The 15380-nt window shown below is 68.8% G+C and carries 9 protein-coding genes; 4 read left to right on the top strand and 5 right to left on the bottom strand.

All coding sequences use genetic code 11. The annotated features are described in order from the left end of the window. Positions 1-61: 61 nt before the first annotated feature. Together AC07EG_RS23665 and AC07EG_RS23660 are read right to left on the bottom strand one after the other, a co-directional pair. Positions 62-1819 carry an ABC transporter ATP-binding protein gene (locus tag AC07EG_RS23665; RefSeq protein WP_478255338.1) on the bottom strand — a complete coding sequence of 586 codons (1758 nt, stop codon included), beginning with the start codon at positions 1817-1819 and terminating at the stop codon, positions 62-64. After that, positions 1816-3474 (bottom strand): ABC transporter ATP-binding protein, encoded by a 1659-nt coding sequence (locus tag AC07EG_RS23660; protein WP_478255337.1) that lies wholly within the window; start codon positions 3472-3474, stop codon positions 1816-1818. Before AC07EG_RS23660 ends, AC07EG_RS23665 begins: the two co-directional genes overlap by 4 nt. Positions 3475-3570: 96 nt before the next feature. On the opposite strand from AC07EG_RS23660, the gene AC07EG_RS23655 reads away from it, so the two are divergent. Together AC07EG_RS23655 and AC07EG_RS23650 are read left to right on the top strand one after the other, a co-directional pair. Next, entirely contained in the window at positions 3571-4614 is a 1044-nt protein-coding gene (locus AC07EG_RS23655; protein WP_478255445.1) for a FecCD family ABC transporter permease, read from the top strand. Then, positions 4611-5666, top strand: a complete 1056-nt coding sequence (locus AC07EG_RS23650; RefSeq protein WP_478255336.1) for a FecCD family ABC transporter permease — start codon at positions 4611-4613, stop codon at positions 5664-5666. Before AC07EG_RS23655 ends, AC07EG_RS23650 begins: the two co-directional genes overlap by 4 nt. Before the next feature lie 8 nt (positions 5667-5674). Here AC07EG_RS23650 and AC07EG_RS23645 read toward each other — a convergent pair whose 3' ends face one another. Beyond that, positions 5675-6532, bottom strand: a complete 858-nt coding sequence (locus AC07EG_RS23645; RefSeq protein ID WP_478255335.1) for a COG1361 family protein — start codon at positions 6530-6532, stop codon at positions 5675-5677. Positions 6533-7146: 614 nt separating this feature from the next. Between AC07EG_RS23645 and AC07EG_RS23640 the strand changes: the two genes are divergently transcribed. Continuing rightward, positions 7147-8382: an HNH endonuclease signature motif containing protein gene (locus AC07EG_RS23640; RefSeq protein WP_478255334.1), complete on the top strand. Its 1236-nt coding sequence runs from the start codon at positions 7147-7149 to the stop codon at positions 8380-8382. Between the two features lie 44 nt (positions 8383-8426). Further along, positions 8427-9173, top strand: a complete 747-nt coding sequence (locus AC07EG_RS23635) for an SDR family oxidoreductase (protein WP_478255333.1) — start codon at positions 8427-8429, stop codon at positions 9171-9173. A gap of 90 nt (positions 9174-9263) precedes the next feature. Here the strand turns inward: AC07EG_RS23635 and AC07EG_RS23630 are convergent, their stop codons facing one another. After that, positions 9264-10715, bottom strand: a complete 1452-nt coding sequence (locus tag AC07EG_RS23630) for a glutamate synthase subunit beta (protein ID WP_478255332.1) — start codon at positions 10713-10715, stop codon at positions 9264-9266. Next, a complete protein-coding gene (gene gltB / locus AC07EG_RS23625; RefSeq protein WP_478255331.1) occupies positions 10708-15243 on the bottom strand; it encodes a glutamate synthase large subunit in 4536 nt (1511 codons plus the stop codon). The genes AC07EG_RS23630 and gltB overlap by 8 nt, the downstream gene beginning before the upstream one ends. Positions 15244-15380 lie beyond the last annotated feature (137 nt).

Below are 15380 nucleotides of genomic sequence, written 5' to 3'. Positions count from 1 at the left end.
GGTTTGCCTAACCAAATATGTACGTCAAGCTTCGAGTGGCACCCCTCGCAGCACAGCTTGATCACTGTCGCTGGCCGGACCACGCCGCCCACAGGCGCGCATACCGCCCGCCGGCCGCGACCAGTTCCTCGTGCGTGCCCGACTCGGCGACCCGCCCGTCGTCGAGCACCACGATCCGGTCGGCGGCCGCCGCCTGGCTGAGCCGGTGCGCCACCACCAACCCGGTCCGGTCCCGCAACGCCGCGGCCGCCGACGCCTCCAGCACGCGTGCCCCCGCGCTACCCGCCTCCGCGGTCGCCTCGTCGAGGATGACGATCGGCGGATCGGCGAGGACCAGCCGCGCCAAGGCCAACTGCTGCGCCTGCGTGACGGTGAGCCGGTGCCCGCCGTCGCCGACCACGGTCGCCAACCCGTTCGGCAGCGCCATCGCCCAGTCCAGGGCTCCGACGTCGGTGAGCGCCGCGTGCAGCTCCTCCTCGGTGGCCGACGGTTTCGCCAGGCGCAGGTCGTCGGCCAGTGGGCCGGCGAACACGTGCACTTCCTGGCTGATCAACGCGACCGTGCGCCGCGTCGCGGACGGCCCCAACTCCGCGAGTGGCACGCCGCCCAGCGAAATCGAGCCGCTCGACGGCGGGTGGATCCCGGCGATCAGCTTGGCCAACGTGGTCTTGCCCGCCCCGCTGGCACCGACGAGCGCGACCCGCTCCCCGCTGGCGATCTGCACGCTCACCTCGTGCAGCACGTCGTGCCCGGATACGTAGGCGTGCCCCACCTCGGCGGTCTTCACCGAGGCGTCCACCGGAACCGGGGAGCGCTCGGGCTCCGGAGTGGACGGCAGGTCGGCGACCCCGACCAGGCGGGAGAGGCTCGCGGTCGCGGCCTGGGCGTCGTCGACCAACGCCAGCGCGGTCATGATCGGCCCGAAGAGGTTGTGGAAGTACAGCGCCGCGGCCGTCGCCGTGCCGAGCGTCACGCCACCGCCGCGCACCAGCAGGAACCCGGCGACCAGCACGGTGGCCAGCCCGATGAACTCGGCGTAGTTCAGCCGGGCGAAGAACGTGGTGACCAGCCGGATCCCCCGCAGGGACAGGGTGACCGCCGCATCGGAACGCTCGCGCACCCGCCGGACGTGCTCGTCCGCGAGCCGGAACTCCCGGACCGTGCGCGCGCCGCCGACCGTGTCGAGCAACTGCTGGTGCTGGGCGCCCGCCGCCACGCGCTGCTCCGCGTACAACGGAACGGCGCGGCGCGTGTACCGCCGGACGGCGAACACCTGGATCGGCGCCGCGAGCACCGCCGCGAGCAGGAACCGCCAGTCCAGGAACGCGAGCGCCCCGAAGGTGAGCACGATGGTCAGCGTCGCTCTGGCCAACTCCGGAAGCGCCTCCCGGACGGCTTTCGCGATCACCGACACGTCGCTGGTCACCCGGGAGGTGAGGTCGCCGGAACCCGCGTGCTCCACTTCGGACAACGGCAGGTTCAGCGCTCGCTCGACGAAGCTCTCCCGCAACGACGCGAGCATGGTCTCGCCCAGCTTCGCCACCATGGAGATCCCGAGCGCCATCGCGGCCCCCTGGGCCAGGGCAACGACCACGAGCGCGACCACCGGCACCGTCAACGCGTCGGCGGACTCCTTGTCCACCACGAGGTCGACGATCGTGCCGAGCAGCGGTGCGATCGCCAGCCCGATCGAGGTCGCCGCGAACAGCAGGGCGAACGTGCCCAGCGCCCGCCCACGCTGTGCGCGCAACAACCCGGCGACCACCGCCCAGGTCCGCGAGCCGGAGGCGATCGGCAGCAGCGGTCGATCCGTGCTCACGAAAGCACCGCCGCACGGTAGGCAGCCAGGTCGCGGACCAACTCGGCGTGCTGCCCGGCGGCGCTGACCACGCCGGCCTCGAGCAGCACCACCCGATCCGCCTCGGCGAGCAACGCGGGACTGGTCGTGACCAGCACCGTCGTGCGTCCCCGCCGGAACCGCGCCAGCCCAGCGGCGATCCGCGCTTCGGTGACCGTGTCGACGGCCGTCGTCGGATCGTGGACCACCAGCACCGGAGCCTCCGCCGCGAGCGCACGAGCCAGCGCGACCCGCTGCCGCTGACCTCCGGACAGTGAATGCCCGCGTTCGGTGATGGCGGTGTGCACACCGTCAGGCAGCGCCCTGGCCACCTCGTCCGCGGCAGCCGCGGCCAGCACCTCTTCGGCTCCGACGTTCTCCAGCAAGCTGCCTTCGAACAGATCGGCGTCATGCGCCGCGACCAGGACTGCTCGGCGAACCTCATCCGGTTCCAGCGACGACAACGGCGTCCCGTCCAGGAACACCGCGCCCTCCGCCGGATCCACGTCACGCCCGAGGCACGCCAGCAAACTCGTTGCCGCAGCCGGATCCGCTGTCACCACACCCACCAGTTCCCCGGGCTCGATCTCCAGGTCCACACCGTCGAGCGCGCCATGCCGAACCCCAGCGAGCCGCACCCCGCCGGCCACCTCCTCGAGCCGAACCGCCCCAGCGCCCCCTTCGACCGCCCGCGGTGCAGCCAGCACTTCAGCCACCCGAGCCGCTGATGCCCGCCCCTGCGCCAGCTCCGCGTTCACCCAGCCGAGCACGCTCAACGGTCCGAGCAGGTACTGCGCCAGCCCGACCGCGGCGACCAGGTCGCCCACGCTGATCTCCCCGTTGATCGCCAGATTCCCGCCGACCAGTGCGATCAGGGCGATGAAGATGCCGGTCAGCGTGAGCACCGCACCGCTGTGCCAGGCCTGCGCCCGGGCCGCCCGCAGCGTCGCGCCCAGCGAGTCCTGACTGGTCCGGCGATACCGATCGATCGCCGCGGGCTCGGCGCCGATGCCCTTGAGCACACGCAGCCCAGCCACCAGGTCCGCGGCGATGCCCGACGCATGCGCCGCGCGCTCCTGCTCCACCCCGCTGCGCCGCTCCAGCGGCTTGCCGATCAAGTGCCCCAGCCACAGCAGCGGCGGAATGCCCAGCAGCACCAGCAAGCCGAGCGGCACGCTGACCACCAGCAGGAACACGGCGCTGACCACGATCCCGGCCGCGGATGCGATGCCGAACGGCAGCATCCCGTTCACCGCCCCCACGCGCCGAGCGTCCTCGGTAGCGATGTTGACCAGCGCACCCGGCAGATGCCCCGCTTCCGCGCCACCACGCGGATGCAGGATCCGCTCGCTCAGCTCCAACCGGATCCGGTGCGCGGTGTACTCGGCGGCACGCTCGGCCAGCCGCAACGCGTGCCGATAGCTGTTCGACAGCGCAGCGAACAACGCCAGCAGCACGCCCAGCCAGATCAACAGGCCGCTCGCCGACCCGGGCGCGATCGCCTGGTCGACCACCACCCCGATCAACACCGGCACCAGCGCCTCACAAGCCTGGTGCCCGGCGGCGAGTACGGAAGCCGCGGTGAGGCGCCCCCTGTGCCCGCCGATCGCGCGTCGGAGCACGTCCCGGCCGGTCAACGTCGCCTCCCTGACTCACCTGGGGGATTAGCTAGGTAAGGCTACCCTATAAGCTGCCGACGACATGCTCATCAGAGGCTGGAGGCCGGGTTGGTAGTGGCACCTGCCGAGGAAGCCGGGCAGCTCAAGCCGGCCGGCGCCCGCACGAACCTGCTCCGCCTCGTCGGAATCCTGGCCGTCTTCGGCGTGCTCGGTTTTGTCTTCGTGCTCAGCATCGCGATCGGCACCAAGGACATTCCACTCGCGACCGCGTGGCACGTGCTGTGGCACAACGACGGCTCCAGCGAGGCCGTGATCATCCACGAGCTGCGCATCCCGCGCACCCTGCTCGGCATCGTCATGGGCGCCGCGATCGGCCTGGCCGGCTCGCTCATGCAGGCCCTGACCCGCAACCCGCTCGCCGACCCCGGCCTGTTCGGCGTCAATCTCGGCGCCGCGGCCTCGATCGTCATCGGCATCGCGTTCCTCGGCGTCACCTCGATCTTCGGCTACGTCTGGTTCGCCTTCGCCGGCGCCGCGGTTGCTTCGGTGGTCGTCTACGTGCTCGGCTCGGCCGGCCGCAGTGGCTCCTCGCCCGACCGCTTGGTGCTCGCCGGCGCGGCCGTGACCGCCATCCTGTTCGCGTTCATCAGCGCCGTGGTGCTGCTCAACGTCGAGGTGTTCAACAAGTTCCGCTTCTGGAACGTCGGCTCGCTGGTCGGCCGCGGCACCGACACCCTGCTCCAAGTGCTGCCGTTCATCGTCCTCGGCGTGGTGGTCGCCCTCGTGCTCGCCCGGCCCCTGAACGCGCTGGCCCTCGGCGACCAGGCGGCCAGCGCACTCGGCGCGCACGTCACCGCGACCCGCGTGGCGGGCGCCATCGCGGTCACCCTGCTGTGCGGCGGCGCCACCGCGGCGATCGGCCCGATCGGCTTCGTCGGCCTCGCCGTGCCACACGCCGCCCGCCTGATCGTCGGCCCCGATCACCGCTGGGGCCTGCCGTATTCGATGGTGCTCGCGGCCATCCTCCTCCTCGGTGCCGACGTGCTCGGCCGGACCTTCGACGACACGGAAGAGGTGCAGGTCGGAATCATGACCGCGATCGTGGGCGCACCGGTGTTCATCGCGCTGTGCCGCCGCCGGAAGCCGGCGCGACTGTGAACGCCACCAAGACCACCGGCGCCAGCCGGGTACTGCGCGGCCCCGGGGGCCACATCTCGCTGCGGGTTCCTGCCCGAGCGATCGTCGTCTGCGTTGTACTGACGATTGCCGTCATCGTGGTTTCGGTAGTCAGCCTGACCACCGGCGACTACAAGCTCTCCGTGCCGGAGGTGGTGGCCACCCTCTTCGGCCAAGGTCCCCCCGGCGCCGACTTCATCGTCACCACCCTGCGCCTGCCCCGCCTGCTGGCCGCCCTGCTGGTCGGCGCGGCATTGGCGGTGAGTGGCGCGATCCTGCAAAGCCTCTCCGGCAACGCGCTCGGCAGCCCCGACATCATCGGCTTCACCCACGGCTCCGCTACCGGTGCGCTGATCGTCATCATCACCACCACGGGCGGCATGTTGCAAACCGCCCTGGGGGCCCTGCTCGGCGGCATGATCACCGCGGTCGTGGTCTACCTGCTGGCCCTCAAACGGGGCATGCACGGCCTGCGCATGGTCCTCATCGGCGTCGGTGTGAGCTCGATGCTGCTTTCCGCGAACTCCTACCTGATCACCAGAGCCAGCCTGCAGGACGCTGTTTCCGCACAAGCGTGGCAGGTCGGCGGCCTGAACGGCCGCGGGTGGGAACACGTCCAGCCGGTCGCCATCGCGCTGGCCGTGCTGCTCCCGATCGCCGCCTACTACGGCCGGCGACTCTCCATGCTCGAGATGGGCGACGACGCCGCCAAGGGCCTGGGCGTGCCGGTGGAACGCAGCAGACTGGTCCTGTTCGGCGTCAGCGTGACTCTCTGCGCAGTGGCGACTGCCGCCGCCGGTCCGATCACCTTCCTCGCCTTGGCCGGCCCGCAACTCGCCCGCAAGCTAACCCGAGCCGCAGGCCCCGGCCTGCTGGCTTCGGCCCTGATGGGAGCCTTCCTCCTGGTCACCAGCGACCTCGCCATCCAGCGTCTTTTCCCTTCCCAGCAACTCCCCGTCGGAATCGCCACCGGCATCCTCGGCGGTGGATACTTGGCCTGGTTGCTAGCCGTGCGCTGGCGCTCCCGCAGCTGAACGGTCAACTACCCGCAATTCGCCAACAGTGGCGTGATCACCGTGCAAGTGACCGACGACCTGTCGTTCGCGGCATTGAGATCCTCGGGCACCGCATCGGTCCGATTCGCGGTGAAGCTGAACGGCAGGCCGATGGTCAGCAGACCATAAGGCACCGAGAACGCGGCGGTGCCTTCGGCGCCGTTCGCCAACGCGCCCACAGAACAAGTCACTTCGCCACCCGAAGACGAGCACCCGGCTCCAGGATTCACCTTCAATCCCGTCGGCAGAGTGGTGGTGACCGTCGTACTCGTAGCCGGATCGGGCCCCTTGTTCGTGACACGTACCGTGAAGTCAACCCGTCCGCCCAGCAACCCGGGCTTCGGCGTGCCGGTGAGCTTGATCGTCCGGTCAGCCGTCGCGTCCACGGCGACGACCGGCCCGGCAATCAGCTCACTCCCGTAGTTGCTCCCGAACAGCTGTCCCTGCAGGGTGTGCGTGAAGTCGGGTGCGTCAGCCGCAATCTTCAGGGTGAAGCTGACTTCCGCGGACTCGCCCGCGGACAGGGCCTCAGGCAGAGTGCCCTGGTATCCGATCGGACCACCCGGCCCGTTCACAGTGGAGCAGACAACTCCTGAGCATCCGACCAGCGTCGCGTAGGAAGTGAGAACCACCGGCGTACTGAACAGCCGAGCAGCTGGCTGCAGAACGGTGAAGCCGTTGGTGCTCCTGACCTTCTCCGTGACGACCACCGTACCGCCAGGGTGAACGGTGGCCGCCGAGACGGAGAGCTGAACTTCAGCTGACTCGGCGCTCGCCGGAGTGCCCGCCAAGGCCGCGGCTGCACTCAGGAGCACCACAGCGAGCATTCGTCGGTTTCGGCGCATGGTCGCACCCTCTCGCCAGGGCAAGCCAGGACTGGCCAGCCGCTACCCATGATTCGTACTGCCGACCGAAGCCGTTACACCATCTGCCAGATACTCGGTCCACACTGCCCGGCCACCTGCGGGCATGAGCTTGCCGCGCAGAGGCACCACCGAGGTCGAAGTCGATCTGTTGAGCATCGGCTGCCTGAATAGATCGACACAGCCCGTGGCGTACTTCGACCTTGTCGTCGGCGTGTCGATACAGGCGCCCGCCAGGGTTCGCTCGAGTCGACCTTGTCTGATTCGTTTAGGGTACTTCGGCGACCCGAATTCAACCTGCCTGTACATCGAACGTCGCAACTTGGAGCGCGACCGAAGTGCCAACTACAGCCTAGGCTGATGCGCAGGTCCAACCAATCTACGTGGCGCGCCGAGTGAGGCTGTCCAGGTGACTTTCGCGAGGCGCTGGGCAGAAGCGCATCGACCAACCCTTCATACACGAGGGGCGATCAGCCGTCGAATCTCAACTACGCGAACGGACACTTTCCAGGCTTAAACCGTTGATCTGCTCCGTTCGATCGCCTATTTCGGCCCCGCGGTCGACAGGCGCCAGTCTCGGTGCTTACCGTGAATGCGTGTCCGATCACTCCGGGAAACTCTCCGACCAAGAACTCACGGCGAGCCACCTCGACGCTGTGCGTAGGCTCGACATGGCCTACGCGGAGTTGCTCCGTGGCATCGCTGAGATGCAGAGCCGTGGACTTTGCCACGGCTTCAGCAGCTTCACCCGCTTCCAGACGGAGACCGACCACATCACCAAAGGTGAAGCATTGGCGCGAGAGCGGGCGGCTGAGTTGCTCTACCGGCAACGAGGTTCGGATCCGCCGACATTGGCCGCAGTGGGCGAGGCCTTGGCCAAGGGTGAGATCAACAGAGAACACGTCGCAGAGATCTGCAAGGTTACGAATGTACTGTCGGACAAAGTATCCGCTGATGACATGGCGACGCATCAGCGGACCTTGCTCGCCCTGGCCCAGCAGGCACGGCCGCACGAGGTGCGACGAGTCGGCAGGCGGATCGTGGACTTCGTCGAGCAGAGCGGCAAGGCTCCTGAAGACGACGATCGCGAACAAACTCGTCCTGGCTGTTCACTGCACATGTGGCAGGGGAAGAACGACCGCTGGCAGTTCCGGGGCGTTCTGGACGGGATGACCGCACAGACTCTGCAGGGGCTACTGGGTGTGCTGGCGAAACCGAAGCCCAAGGATCCGGCGACCGGCGCCTTCGATCCGCGCTCTACGGAGGAACGACAGGGCGACGCGCTGGTTGAGATCCTTGAGTTGGCCGCTCGCTGTGACGACCTGCCGGTGCAAGGCGGCGAGTCGGCAACCTTGACGTTGAACGTCAATCTGGACGAGATGACAACGAACCAGCCGGTCCTGGTCAACGACTCGACCTATGTCTCGATGAACACTGCTCGTCGGATCTGCTGCAGTGGCGCAGCTGTCACGCCGGCCATCTTCCAGGGCGACGGTGAGGACCTGGTGCTCGGCAGAACGACTCGCACGGCTACCAGAGCCCAACGGAAGGCACTGGCCGTTCGAGACCACGGCTGCGCCTTCCCGGGCTGCACCCGGTCTCCCAAGTGGACCGAGCCGCACCACGTCGTCTACTGGACGCACAGTGGGAAGACCGACCTGAACAACCTGGTCCTGCTGTGTGCCCACCACCATCGGGTCATCCACCACACGGAGTGGCACATCCGCATGATCGGCGGTCGTCCGGCCTTCTACGCTCCGCGATGGCTCGATCCAGCGCAGACACCGCAGTACAACCTCGCCCACCAAACTCCGACACGGGCTACCGCGTAGATTCTCGGGTGGCTCGATGATCGGCCTGGGAAGGAGACGGCGGAATGGTTTCGACGGAGAAGGTCGCGGTGGTGACCGGTGCGGGTTCCGGCATCGGCAAGGTGGTGGCACAGGCGTTGCTGGAGGACGGGTACCAGGTCGCGCTGGCCGGGCGACGGCCAGGTCCGCTGGCCGAGACCGCTGCCGGGTTCGACGGGGCCGAGGTGATCCCGACCGACGTGGCGTCGGCGGATTCCGTGGCCGCACTGTTCGACGCCGTCCAGAGCAAGTGGGGGCGGGTAGACCTGCTCTTCAACAACGCCGGGACGTCGGGGCCTGCGGGAGATGTCGACGAAATCTCGCCCGAGGACTGGGCGAGCACGGTGGCGATCAACCTGACCGGTTCGTTCCTTTGTGCGCATCACGCTGTGCGCCTGATGAAGGAACAACGGCCACGCGGTGGTCGGATCATCAACAACGGTTCGATCTCGGCGCACTCACCGCGTCCGCAGCGGGCGGCCTACACCGCCACGAAGCATGCGATCACCGGGTTGACCAAGCAGATCTCTCTGGACGGGCGTGCCTACGACATCGCATGCGGGCAGATCGACATCGGCAACGCCGCCACCGACCTTGCTTCGGCGTTCGCGGACGGAGTGCCGCAGGCCAACGGGACGATCATGGCGGAGCCGACTTTCGACCCCGTACACGTGGCGAGTGCCGTGCTCTACATGGCGAACTTGCCGCTCAACACGAATGTCCAGTTCATGACCATCGCCGCGACGAACATGCCGTTCATCGGTCGAGGTTGAGCAGCCCCGGGCGTCCGGGCGACTTTGGGACTAGGTGGAGAAGCGGAGGAGACCCGGCGACGACGCTGGCACCGGGACTCCTCCGCTGGCTCAGGAGATCGGCCGGTCCGTTGGCGCGATCGGGGCTGGGAGGATGGCCCGGCCGGTGAGCTGGGCGTCCACCGCGGCGGCGGCGGAACGGCCCTCGGCGATCGCCCATACGATGAGCGACTGCCCACGACCCATGTCGCCGGCGACGAAGACGTCGTCGAGGCTGGTCCGGAACTGCTTGTTGCGGGCGACGTTGCCACGCTGGTCCAGTTCGACGCCGAGGTTCTCGAGCAGGCCGGTGCGTTCCGGGCCGACGAAGCCCATGGCAAGCAGCACCAATTCGGCGGGGAGTTCCCGCTCGGTGCCTTCCACCGGCACGAACTTACCGCTCTCGGAGCGCACCTCTACCAGGCTCAGCGCGCGGACCCGGCCGGAACCGTCGTCGAGGAACTCCTGCGTGTTGACCGAGTAGAGCCGCTCGCCGCCCTCCTCGTGGGCCGAGGAGACGCGGTAGATCATCGGGTAGGTCGGCCACGGGTGCGCGTCGGAGCGGATCTCCGGTGGGCGGGGCATGATCTCCACCTGGGTCACCGAAGCGGCGCCCTGGCGGTGCGCGGTGCCGACGCAGTCCGCGCCGGTGTCGCCGCCGCCGATCACCACGACGTTCTTGCCCTTGGCGTTGATCGGCGACTCCGTGAGCTGTCCGGCGGCGACTCGGTTCGCCGGGGGCAGGTACTCCATCGCCTGGTGGATACCGTCCAGTTCACGTCCCGGGATGGGGAGGTCGCGCCAGGCCGTCGCGCCGCCTGCGAGTACCACGGCGTCGTGGTTGGCTCGCAGGTCTTCGACCGACAGGTCCTTGCCGACGTTCACGCCGGTGCGGAACTCGGTGCCCTCGGCGCGCATCTGGTCCAGGCGCCGGTCCAGGCGGTGCTTTTCCATCTTGAACTCGGGGATGCCGTAGCGGAGGAGGCCGCCGATGGCGTCGGCGCGTTCGTAGACCACCACGGTGTGGCCGGCGCGGGTGAGTTGTTGTGCCGCGGCGAGGCCGGACGGGCCGGAGCCGACCACGGCGACCTTCTTCCCGGTTCGCTTCTCCGGGGGTCGCGGGGTGACCCAGCCTTCTTCGAAGGCACGGTCGATGATGGAGATTTCCACGCGCTTGATGGTGACCGGGTCGTTGTTGATCCCGAGCACGCAGGCGGTTTCGCACGGCGCCGGGCACAGGGTGCCGGTGAACTCCGGGAAGTTGTTGGTCGCGTGCAGGCGTTCGCTCGCAGCGCGCCAGTCCTCCTTCCACACCAGGGTGTTCCACTCCGGGATGAGGTTTCCGAGTGGGCAGCCCTGGTGGCAGAACGGGATGCCGCAGTCCATACAGCGGCCCGCCTGCTTCTCCAGCTTGGTGGTCGCGAAGTCCTCGTAGACCTCCCGCCAGTCCAGCAGCCGCAGGTCGACCGGACGCCGTTGCGGCAGTTCGCGTTCGGTGGTCAGAAAGCCCTTGGGGTCAGCCATGTGCGGCCTCCATGATCGCCTCGTTCACGTCGCGGCCGTCGCGCTCGGCGGCGGCCTGCGCGAGCAGCACTCGCTTGTAGTCCTTCGGCATCACCTTGCCGAACCTGGTGACCGCGGTGTCCCAGTCGGCGAGCAGCTCGTGCGCGACGGCCGATTCGGTTTCGGCGTAGTGCCGTTCGACCGCGTCGCGGAGCAGTTCGGTGTCCTCGTCGTCGAGCGGTTCCAGCTCCACCATCTCGGTGTTGAGCCGCTTGGTGTTCACGTCGAGCAGGTACGCGATGCCGCCGGACATGCCGGCCGCGAAGTTGCGGCCGACCGTGCCGAGCACGATCACCCGGCCGCCGGTCATGTACTCGCACCCGTGGTCGCCGACGCCCTCCACCACGGCCAGGGCGCCCGAGTTCCGCACGCAGAACCGTTCGCCGACACGCCCGCGGATGAAGATTTCACCGCTGGTCGCGCCGTAGCCGATAACATTGCCGGAGATGATGTGGTCCTCGGCGGCGTACTGAGCCTCGCGCGGCGGGCGGACGACGATCCGGCCACCGGAAAGACCCTTGGCCACGTAGTCGTTGCCGTCGCCGATGAGCCGCAGGGTGATGCCCTTCGGGACGAAGGCGCCGAACGACTGGCCGGCGGTGCCGGTGAAGGTGACGTCGATCGTGCCGTCCGGCAGGCCTTCGCCGCCCCAGCGCTTGGTCAGCTCCGAGCCGAGCATGGTGCCCACGGTCCGGTTGACGTTGCGCACGGGCAGTTCGAGCCGCACCTTGTCGCCCGAGTTCAGGGCGCCTTCGGCCAGCTGGATCAGCGTGTTGTCGAGCGCCTTGTCCAGGCCGTGGTCCTGCGCGACGACCTGGTGCCGGGAAGCCCGCGGCTCCAGATCGGGCACGTGGAAGATCGGCGAGAGGTCGAGGCCGGAGGCCTTCCAGTGCTCCACGGCCTTGCGGGTGTCGAGCAGCTCGGCGTGGCCGACCGCCTCGGCGATGGACCGGAAGCCCAGCTGCGCCAGGTACTCCCGCACCTCCTGCGCGATGAACTCGAAGAAGTTCACCACGTACTCGGCCTTACCGCTGAACTTCTCACGCAGCACCGGGTTCTGCGTGGCGACGCCGACCGGGCAGGTGTCCAGGTGGCACACCCGCATCATGATGCAGCCGGAAACCACCAGCGGCGCGGTGGCGAAGCCGAACTCCTCCGCACCGAGTAGCGCGGCGATGATCACGTCCCGGCCGGACTTGAGCTGACCGTCGGTCTGCACCACGATCCGGTCGCGCAGCCGGTTCGCCAGCAGCGTCTGCTGCGTTTCGGCGAGACCCAGCTCCCACGGGCCGCCGGCGTGCTTGATCGACGACAGCGGCGAGGCGCCGGTGCCGCCGTCGTGCCCGGAGATCAGCACCACATCGGCGTGCGCCTTCGACACACCCGCGGCGACCGTGCCGACGCCGACCTCCGACACCAGCTTCACGTGGATGCGGGCGTTCGGGTTGGCGTTCTTCAGGTCGTGGATCAGCTGCGCCAGGTCCTCGATGGAATAGATGTCGTGGTGCGGTGGCGGTGAAATCAGGCCGACACCCGGCGTGGAGAACCGCGTCTTCGCGATCCACGGGTAGACCTTCGCGCCGGGCAGCTGACCGCCCTCGCCGGGCTTCGCGCCCTGCGCCATCTTGATCTGGATGTCGTCGGCGTTGACCAGGTACTCGCTGGTGACGCCGAACCGCCCGCTCGCGACCTGCTTGACCGCCGAGCGGCGTTCCGGGTCATAGAGCCGGTCGGGGTCCTCGCCGCCCTCACCGGTGTTCGACTTGCCGCCGAGGCGGTTCATCGCGATCGCCAGCGTCTGGTGCATCTCCTTCGAGATCGAGCCGTAGGAGATGGCGCCGGTGGCGAACCGCTTGACGATCTCGGACACCGGCTCGACCTCTTCGATCGGCACCGGCGGCCGGGCGCCCTCCTTGAACCCGAACAGGCCCCGCAACGTCAGCAGGCGCTCGGCCTGGTCGTCGACGTACTTGGTGTACTCCTTGAAGATCTCGTACTTGCCGGACCTCGTGGAGTGCTGGAGCTTGAACACCGTCTGCGGATTGAACAGGTGCGGCTCACCCTCGCGGCGCCACTGGTAGTCGGCGCCGGTCTCGAGTTCGCGGTGGCTCGGCCGCACGCCGTCCACCGGGAAGGCCCGGCGGTGCCGCTGCGCGACCTCCTCGGCGATGGTCTCGAAACCGATGCCGCCGAGTCGCGAGGTGGTACCGGTGAAGCAGGTGCTGATCACCTCTTCGCCGAGGCCGATCGCCTCGAAGATCTGCGCGCCGGTGTAGGAGGCCACCGTGGACACACCCATCTTCGACATCGTCTTGCGCACGCCCTTGCCCAGCGCCTTGATCAGGTTCCGGGTGGCCTGCTTCGCGTCGGTGCCCCTGATGTGCCCGCCGGAGGCCAGTTCCTCCACGGTCGCCATCGCGAGGTACGGGTTCACCGCCGCCGCGCCGTAGCCGATGAGCAGCGCGATGTGGTGCACCTCGCGGGCGTCGCCGGCTTCCACCAGCAGGCCGACCTGCGTCCTGGTCTTCTCGCGGACCAGGTGGTGGTGCACCGCGCCGGTGAGCAGCAGCGACGGGATCGGCGCGTGCTTCTCGTCGACACCGCGGTCGGACAGCACGATCAGCCGCGCGCCGTCGGCGATGGCCTGCGACACCTCGGCCCGGATCTCGTCCAGCCGCCGGGTGAGCGCGTCGGCCCCACCGTCCACTTCGTACTTGCCGTACACGGTGACCGCGCTGAACTCCGGCAGGTTGCCGTCGTCGTTGATGTGCACCAGCTTGGCCAGCTCGTCGTTGTCGACCACCGGGAACGGCAGCACGATGCGGCGGCAGGAAGCGGCGTCGGCGGTGAGCAGGTTCGGCTCGGCGCCGAGTTGCGTGCCCAGCGCGGTGACCAGCTCCTCGCGGATCGCGTCCAGCGGCGGATTGGTGACCTGCGCGAACAGCTGGGTGAAGTAGTCGAACAGCTGCCGCGAACCGCTCGAAAGCGGGGCCAGCGGCGAGTCGTTGCCCATCGACCCGATCGGCTCCGCGCCGGTGCGGGCCATCGGCTCGAGCAGGACCTCGAGTTCCTCCTCGGTGTACCCGAACGCCTGCTGGCGGCGAACCAGCGCGGCGTGCGGCGGCACTTCGCGCTCGCGCTCCGGCAGGTCCTCCAGCTGCAGCAGACCCCGCTCGAGCCACTCCTGGTACGGGTGCTCGGCGGCGAGCCCGCCCTTGATCTCGTCGTCGTCGATGATGCGGCCTTCGGCGGTGTCCACCAGGAACATCCGGCCCGGCTCCAGCCGTCCCTTGCGAATGATCGTGGCCTGGTCGATGTCCAGCACGCCGACCTCGCTGGCCAGCACGACCAGCCCGTCCTCGGTGACCCAGTAGCGGGCGGGCCGCAGGCCGTTGCGGTCGAGCACGGCACCGATCTGGGTGCCGTCGGTGAACGCGACCAGCGCGGGTCCGTCCCACGGCTCCATCAGCGTGGAGTGGAACTCGTAGAAGGCCCGGCGGGCCGGGTCCATCTCCTCGTGGTTCTCCCACGCTTCCGGGATCATCATCAGCACCGCGTGCGGCAGCGGCCGGCCGCCGAGGTGGAGCAGCTCCAGCACCTCGTCGAAGGAGGCCGAGTCGCTCGCGTCCCTGGTGATCACCGGGTAGAGGCGCTCCAGGTCACCGGGGATCAGCTCGCTGGCGAGCATCGACTCCCTGGCGTCCATCCAGTTGCGGTTGCCGCGGAGCGTGTTGATCTCACCGTTGTGCGCCACGTACCGGTACGGGTGGGCCAGCGGCCACGACGGGAAGGTGTTGGTGGAGAAGCGCGAGTGCACCAGGCCGATGGCACTGGTGACGCGCTCGTCCGAGAGGTCCGGGAAGAAGCTCTCCACCTGAGCCTCGGTGAGCATTCCCTTGTAGACGATGGTGCGCGTGGACAGGCTGGGGAAGTAGACCTCGTCCGCGGCCAGTTCGTGCTCGGCGCGCTTGCGCACGCAGAACGCGGCCCGTTCCAGCGCGAGCCCGGTCAGATCCGGGGAGCGCGGGCCGAGGAAGAGCTGGCTGAAGTGCGGCATCGTGGCGGCCGCGGTCGGTCCGGTGTGCTCGGTGCGCACGGGCAGTTCGCGCCAGCCGAGCACCTGGGTGCCCTCTTCGGCGGCGATCCGCTCGATGGCGCTCATCGCGCGGCCGCGGGCGGTTTCGTCGACCGGCAGGAACGCGGTGCCCACGGCGTATTCGCCGGGATCGGGCAGGTCGAACCCGGTCACCGCGCGGAAGAACTCGTCCGGCACCTGGATCAGCAGGCCCGCGCCGTCCCCGGTCTCGGGTTCGGCGCCGCGGGCACCGCGGTGCTCCAGGTTCCGCAGTGCGACCAGTGCCTGGCGAACGATCCGGTGGTCTCGTCTCCCGGTGAGATCCGCGACAAAGGCGACCCCGCAGGCGTCGTGCTCGAACTGCGGGTCGTACAGGCCGCCTGGCCTGCGGTCGTGCTGATCATGGCGGGTCACGGCTGGCCGCCTCCTCGGGCGTAGGCAGGACCGGGCGTCACCCGATCAGGGCCGGTCTGGCGGACTCGGCTAACGGGTGGACTCCGGACTGCGATGGTCAGTCGAGAGCGAAGACGCGTAAGCCCGGAGATCTCGGG

This window comes from Amycolatopsis sp. NPDC045836 (assembly GCF_056431745.1).
Note: the sequence above shows the minus strand (reverse complement) of the source record. Positions and strands in the feature narration are given on the sequence as shown.

Coding starts and splice junctions, on each gene's coding strand:
- AC07EG_RS23630 (WP_478255332.1), bottom strand. CDS start 10,715: ATGGCTGACCCCAAGGGCTTTCTGACCACCGAACGCGAACTGCCGCAA.
- AC07EG_RS23645 (WP_478255335.1), bottom strand. CDS start 6,532: ATGCGCCGAAACCGACGAATGCTCGCTGTGGTGCTCCTGAGTGCAGCC.
- AC07EG_RS23635 (WP_478255333.1), top strand. CDS start 8,427: ATGGTTTCGACGGAGAAGGTCGCGGTGGTGACCGGTGCGGGTTCCGGC.